Origin of the sequence: Nostocoides japonicum T1-X7 (genome assembly GCF_001046855.1) — a bacterium.
Classification (GTDB): Bacteria; Actinomycetota; Actinomycetes; order Actinomycetales; family Dermatophilaceae; genus Nostocoides; species Nostocoides japonicum.
The window spans coordinates 3746926-3753120 of record NZ_HF570958.1; the positions used below are offsets into that span (position 1 = coordinate 3746926).

Annotated in this window: 5 protein-coding genes and 1 pseudogene; all 6 read left to right on the plus strand. The window is 74.7% G+C overall.

Annotated elements, in window-relative coordinates; genetic code table 11:
- Window positions 1–319, plus strand: a pseudogene (locus tag BN12_RS17025) (hypothetical protein); the annotation flags it as partial.
- Window positions 316–873 carry an NADH-quinone oxidoreductase subunit J family protein gene (locus BN12_RS17030; RefSeq protein ID WP_048554326.1) on the plus strand — a complete coding sequence of 186 codons (558 nt, stop codon included), beginning with the start codon at window positions 316–318 and terminating at the stop codon, window positions 871–873. The pseudogene BN12_RS17025 and the gene BN12_RS17030, both read left to right, overlap by 4 nt.
- Window positions 870–1235 (plus strand): NADH-quinone oxidoreductase subunit NuoK, encoded by a 366-nt coding sequence (gene nuoK / locus BN12_RS17035; RefSeq protein WP_048554328.1) that lies wholly within the window; start codon window positions 870–872, stop codon window positions 1233–1235. Before BN12_RS17030 ends, nuoK begins: the two co-directional genes overlap by 4 nt.
- Window positions 1232–3337: an NADH-quinone oxidoreductase subunit 5 family protein gene (locus BN12_RS17040; RefSeq protein WP_048554329.1), complete on the plus strand. Its 2106-nt coding sequence runs from the start codon at window positions 1232–1234 to the stop codon at window positions 3335–3337. The genes nuoK and BN12_RS17040 overlap by 4 nt, the downstream gene beginning before the upstream one ends.
- On the plus strand, window positions 3334–4803 hold the full coding sequence (locus tag BN12_RS17045) for a complex I subunit 4 family protein (protein WP_235432445.1): 1470 nt from the start codon (window positions 3334–3336) through the stop codon (window positions 4801–4803). The genes BN12_RS17040 and BN12_RS17045 overlap by 4 nt, the downstream gene beginning before the upstream one ends.
- The coding region (locus BN12_RS17050; protein ID WP_053080069.1) for a proton-conducting transporter transmembrane domain-containing protein at window positions 4800–6195 on the plus strand (1396 nt) is incomplete at its 3' end. The genes BN12_RS17045 and BN12_RS17050, both read left to right, overlap by 4 nt.

Sequence of the window (6195 nt, forward strand, 5' to 3'; positions counted from 1 at the left end):
CGAGCCCACGACGGTCGAGCCTCCCGTGCCGGCCGAGCCGATGCCCGAGGCCCCCACTGAGGAGTCGACGGCCGAGGTCCCCGTTGAGCGCCCGACGGCCGAGGAGCCGGTCACGACCCCCGAGCCGGTGCCCCAGGAGCCCACGGCGGTCCTTCCGACGAGGGAGCCCGCTGGAGCACCGGAGCCGGAGCCCGCGGAGGAGGCCCCTGCGCCGCCGCCGACCCGGCGCCGGCCGTCGGCGAGCGAGCTCGTGCGGCGGGCCACCGAGGTCACCGAGGCCGCGGAGGCGTCCCGGCGCGAGCAGGAGGACGGGAGGTGACGGCATACGACATCGCCTTCGCCGCCCTCGGCGTCGTCGCGACGGCGAGCGCGCTCCTCGCCGTGACGACGCGGCACGTCGTCCACGCCGCGCTGTGGCTCGTCGTGACCCTCGGTGCCATCGCCGGGTGCTACCTCGTCCTCGGCGCGGAGCTCGTCGCGCTCGTCCAGGTCCTCGTCTACGTCGGAGCCATCGTCGTCCTCGTCCTCTTCGCCCTCATGCTGACGAGGGCGCCCATCGGGCCCAGTGCCGACGTCTCGACCTCGGTGGCCCACCGGGTCCTCTCCGCGCTCGTCGCCGCCGGCGTCACGGCGCTGCTCCTCACCGTCCTGCTCCCGCTCGCCGGCGCCCGCGTCGACCGGCACGTCACGTCGACGACGGTCCTCGCGAGGGACCTCTTCTCCACGTGGGTCTGGCCGTTCGAGCTGCTCTCGCTCCTCCTGCTCGCCGCTCTCGTCGCCGCGCTGGCCGTCTTCCGGGCCGGCCGTCCGCCCACCGGGACCGCCGGTCGGGACGCCGTGGCGGCCGTCCCGGGTCCGGGGGAGGCGTTGTGATCCATCTCGCCGGCCCCTACCTCCTCGCGAGCCTGCTCGTCGGCATCGGGGTCTACGGAATCCTCGCCCGGCGCAACCTCGTCCTCGTCCTCATCGGGGTGGAGCTCGTCCTCAACGGCGCGACGGTCCTGCTCATCAGCACGAGCGCGTCCCGGGGGGACCTGTGGTCCGGCGGGTCGGTGCTGACCCTCTTCGTCATCACCGTCGCGGCGGCGGAGGTCGTCCTCGCGCTGGGGGTCATCCTCGCGGCATACCGGCTGCGGGGCAGCATCGATGCGGCGGCGGGCGCGGAGGCGGGGACTGCGACAGGCGACGGGGCCGGGAGCGCGGCGGCCGACGAGGACCGGGTGAGCGCCCGGTGACCACGCTGCTCCGGCTCCTCGTGCTCGTCCCTGCCGCCGCGGCACTCCTCGGGCTGCTCCTCGCCCGTCAGGTCGCGCTCGCGCGGGCCGTGGCGGTCGTCGGCGCGCTGGGCACTCTGGGGATCGCCGCCGCCGTGCTCGTCGGGCAGGATCCGCAGACCGTCGGCACGGCCCGGTTGATACCCGCCCTCCATCTCGGCATCCCGGGCCAGGACGCGGGTGGGCTCTCGATCCCCTTCTGGCAGACGGCGTCCGGCCCCGTCGTCCTCATCGCCTTCGTCGTCGCCCTCGTCGCGGGATGTGTCCAGGTGTACACGACCTGGTACCTCCGCGACGACGACCGCTACGGCGTCTTCGCAGCGTCGGTCTCCCTCTTCTCCGCGGCGATGCTCCTCGTCGTCACCTCCTCCGACCTCGTCCTCACCCTCATCGGCTGGGAGGTCATGGGCTGGTGCTCCTACCTGCTCATCGGCCACTGGAGCCGCAAGGAGGCGGCGCGACGGGCCGCCCACAAGGCGTTCCTCGTGACCCGCGTGGCGGACGTCGGGTTCGTCCTCGGCGTCGTCATCCTCGCGGGTGGCGCGGGGACGACGTCGTACGTCCAGGTCTCCGGCTACTGGGCGGGGTGCCAGGACTCGGCGAGCGCCCAGGCGGCCTGCGCGGCCGTCGATCACCGGGTGCTCACGCTCGCGCTCGTCCTGCTCCTCGTCGGCATCCTCGGCAAGTCGGCCATGGTGCCCTTCCACGACTGGCTGCCCGACGCGATGGAGGGCCCGACTCCCGCCTCCGCCCTCATCCACGCCGCGACGATGGTGGCGGCGGGCACGTTCGTCCTCGCCCAGCTCTTCGACGTCCTCGCGGCCGACGACACGGCACGCGCGGTCCTCGGCGTGAGCACCGCCGTGACGATGGTGTGGGGTGCGGTGCTCGCCTTCGGGCAGAGCGACCTCAAGCGGCTGCTCGCCTACTCCACGGTGAGCCAGGTCGCCATCATGCTGTCGGCGATCGCCGCGGCCCCGCCGCAGGACGGCCCAACCGCGGGCACCTTCCACCTCTACGCGCACGCCTTCTACAAGGCACTGCTCTTCCTCCTCATCGGGTGGATGAGCGTCCTCGCCGGCGGCACGTCCGCGGTTCGCCTCCGGGGCGTCGCCCGCCGCTCGGTGCTCCTGCACGTCGCCTTCCTCCTCGGCCTCGCCTCGCTCGCCGGGCTGCCCTTCATCGTCGGCGGCCTGTCCAAGGAGCACGTCATCGAGGCCGCGTATGCCGGGTCCCGGGCCGGCGACGCGACCGGCACGCTCGTGCTCGCCGCCCTCCTGCTCACCGTCGTCCTCACTGCGGCGTATGCGACCCGCGCCTACCTCGTCGTCGCGGCTGGCCCGGCGAATCCGCCCACGATCCAAGGGTATCGGCCGTCCTCGCACCCCTCGGGCGCCGACGACGGGGCGTTCGCCGAGGCACGGGTCATCGCCGGGCCCGGGGGCGAGATGCCGGCGCACGCGGGAGACGACCTGCTCGAGCACGACGGTCCTGGCGGACGCCTGCCGGCGGCCGCGGCGACGGACGCGGCAGGGCACGACCTCGGGCGTCCTCCCGTCGCCGTCCTCGGCGTCGTCGTCGTCCTGCTCGCGGGCACCGTCCTCGGCGGGCTCGTCCTGTTCACCGACCTGCTGCCCGGCACCCGGAGCCCGTCGGGGGCCATCACGGCGGTCACGGTGCTCCTCGTCGTCATCGGGGCGCTCCTCGCGGCGATCGCGTCGATCTCCCGGGCGCCGCACCCGGCTCATGCCCTGTCCCGAGGCCGCGTCGACCCGGCCGTCCGGATCGTCGGGAAGCGGATGCCCCTGTTCGACAACGGCTTCGGCGCCGACACGGCATACCGGGTCCTCGTCGCGCAGCCCATCCTCGCCCTCGCACACGGCGTGGCTCACGTCGACGACCGCGTCGTCGACGCCACCGCCCGGCTCTGCGCCCGGCTCGTCGCGTGGACAGGAGGGCTCGGTGTCCGGGCGCACTCGGCGGAGCGACCGTCGACCGGCCTGGTCTGGGTCGCGCTCGGCGCGCTCGTCGTCGGAGCGGTGGGGGTGCTCGGATGGCGATGACCGCGCTCCTCGCGCTCCCGCTCGTCGTCGGGCTGTGGCTCGTCACGGGCGGCCGCGGCCTGCCCCGGACGACGGCGGGGGTCGCCGCGCTGGTGACGTCCGTCGTCACGCTGGGCCTCGCGGCATACGCCGTCGTCGCCCGCCCGGCCGTCGACCAGGCGTGGGTGCCCGCGGCGGGGATCCGTTGGCAGCTCGTCGTCGACGGCATCAGCGCGCCGCTCGTCGTCCTCACCGCGGCCGTCGGGGTGCTCGTCGCGATCCTCGGGCTCCGGCACGTGCCGGAGGGGGGCAGCGCGGCGACGTTCCACGGGTGCCTGCTCCTCGTCGAGGGCGGGGCCCTCGGGACGTTCCTCGCGAACGACGCGATCCTCTTCTTCGTCTTCTTCGAGATCGTCCTCGTGCCGATGTGGGTGCTCATCGGCCGCTTCGGGGACCCCCACGACGCCCGGCAGCGCGCGGATGCGGCGGCCCGGTTCGTCCTGTTCACCGTCCTCGGCTCGATGCTCATGCTCACCGGGATCCTCCTGCTCGTCCACGAGGCGGGCACGACGCGACTCTCGGCGCTCCCGGTGGCCGCCGCGGACCTGCCGCACGGCGTCCAGGTCCTCGTCGTCGTCCTGCTCACCGCCGGCCTCGGCGTCAAGGTCCCTCTCGTGCCGCTGCATACGTGGCTCCCGCCGGCGCACACGACGGCGCCGACGGCCGGCTCCGTCGTCCTCGCGGCCGTCCTCCTCAAGATGGGCACCTACGGCCTCGTCCGGCTGCCGTTCGCGTCGCTGCCGGAGGGCTGGAGCACCGTCGCGCCGGTCGTCGGCGTCATCGGAGCCGTCGGCATCGTCTGGGGCGGGCTCGTCTGCCTCGTCGAGCGCGACCTCAAACGGCTCGTCGCCTACTCCTCCGTCGCGCACATGGGCTTCGTCGCGCTGGGCCTCGCGACCGGCACGCGCGCGGGGCTCCAGGCGGCGCTGTTCCTCAACATCGCCCACGGTGTCATCTCCGCGCTCCTGTTCGTCGTCGTCGGCGGGCTGAAGGAGCGGTGGGGCAGCGTCGACCTCTCCCGTCCCCGTCCCGCCCTGCGGGAGACCTCGCCGCACCTGGGCTTCGCGCTGCTCCTCGGGTTCGCGGCCGGGCTCGGGCTCCCCGGGTTGGCCGGGTTCTGGGGCGAGTTCCTCGCCGTGTATGCCGCGTGGTCCTCCGCCGCGACCGATGCCGGCGCGCACGTCTTGCGGTGGTGCGCCGTCGCCGCCGCCATCGGGACCGCGCTCGCGGCCGGCTACGCCCTGCGGGTGGCTCGCGTGGTGTGGGTCGGCGACGAGGTGCCGCCCGGGACGGCGCGGTTCGACGCCGACGGCGGCGAGCGCGTCGTCACCGTCTCCCTCATCGCGGCCATCGTCGTCCTCGGCGTCCTGCCGGCAGTGGTCTTCTCGGTGATGACCGACGCGGTGAACCGGGTGGTCGGCGGGTGAGCACCGACGTCGTCTCCTTCGACGGGCTCGTCCTCCTGCCCGTCCTCGCCCCCGCCCTCGGGGCCGTCCTCCTCCTGCTCCTCGACGCGCTCGTCCCCTCTCTTGCGCGGGTCATGCCGTGGCTCGGTCTCGCCGCCTGCCTGGTGGGTCTCGTCGCCGCGGTCGGGCAGGGCCTCGCGACCGATCCGACGCGGACCCGCAGCCTGTGTCGTCCGCTGCCGGACAGCCGATGCTTCTACGACCCGTCGACGACCGGCTCGCTCCTCCAGGCGGCGGCGCTGTTCGGCGGGGCGGTCGTCATCCTGCTCGCCTGGCGGGCGGCGTCCGGCCCGGCGCCCGACCTTCTCGGAGGTCCTACCCTCGTGACGACCCTCGTCCTCACGACGGTCGCCGGGGCCGCGACCGTCGCCGCCGCCCTCGACGCCGGGACGTGGCTCGTCGGCCTCGAGCTCGCCACGCTGCCCGTCGTCGCGCTCGTCGCCCTCCGCGGCACGGGACGTGCCAGCCACGGCGCGCTCTCCCTCCTCACGACGGCACTGCTGTCCGTGGGACTCCTCGTCGTCGGCATCGCCCTCTGGGTCGTCGCCACGCACGACGTGACGTTCACCCCGGCCGCGGCGGGGCGCGCGTGGCACGACGCGACGACCCGGCCCGTGCTCCTCCTCGCCGTCCTCTTCCTCGTCGCCGGGCTCGGCTTCAAGGTGTCCGCCGTCCCCTTCCACACGTGGACCCCGGTGGCGTATGCCGGTGCCGGGCCGGCCGTCGCGACCCTCCTCGCGACGGTGTCCAAGGTCGCCGCGGTGGCAGGTCTCGTCGTCGTCCTGCGGCCGGTCACGGCGACGTGGTCGGTCGGGCCCGCTCCCCATCAGCTCGCGCTCGTCGTCGGCCTCCTCGCCGGCGTGACGATGACGGTCGGCAACGTCCTCGCCCTGCGTCAGCTGGACGCCGTCCGGCTCCTCGCCTGGTCGACGATCGCCCAGGCCGGGTGGGTCATCCTGCCCCTCACCGCGCTCCGCGACTCCGGCCTCGAGGCGAGCGCGGGCTACGTCGTCGCCTATGTCGTCGCGACGCTGCTCGCCTTCGCCGTCGTCGCCGCCTCCGGCCCGACCCGGCTCACGGCATACCGCGGGATGCTGCGCCGTCACCCGCTCCGCGGGGCAGCGCTCCTCCTCGCCCTCGTGTCCCTCGCCGGACTGCCGCCGGGCGTCCTCGGGCTCGTCGCGAAGATCCTGGCCCTGCGACCCGTGCTCGGTGCCGGGCTCTGGCCTCTGGCCCTCGTCGCCGTCGCCAACGCCGTCGTCGGCGTGGCGGTCTACCTGCGGTGGGGGGCGCTCCTGTTCGGCGCGCCCGACGCCGAGGAGCCGCAGCCGGTCGCCGCGGCAGCCGGGGCGG

What these genes read in the sequence shown, in the direction of transcription:
- BN12_RS17045 (WP_235432445.1), top strand. Translation starts at nt 3,334, where the DNA reads ATGACCGCGCTCCTCGCGCTCCCGCTCGTCGTCGGGCTGTGGCTCGTC.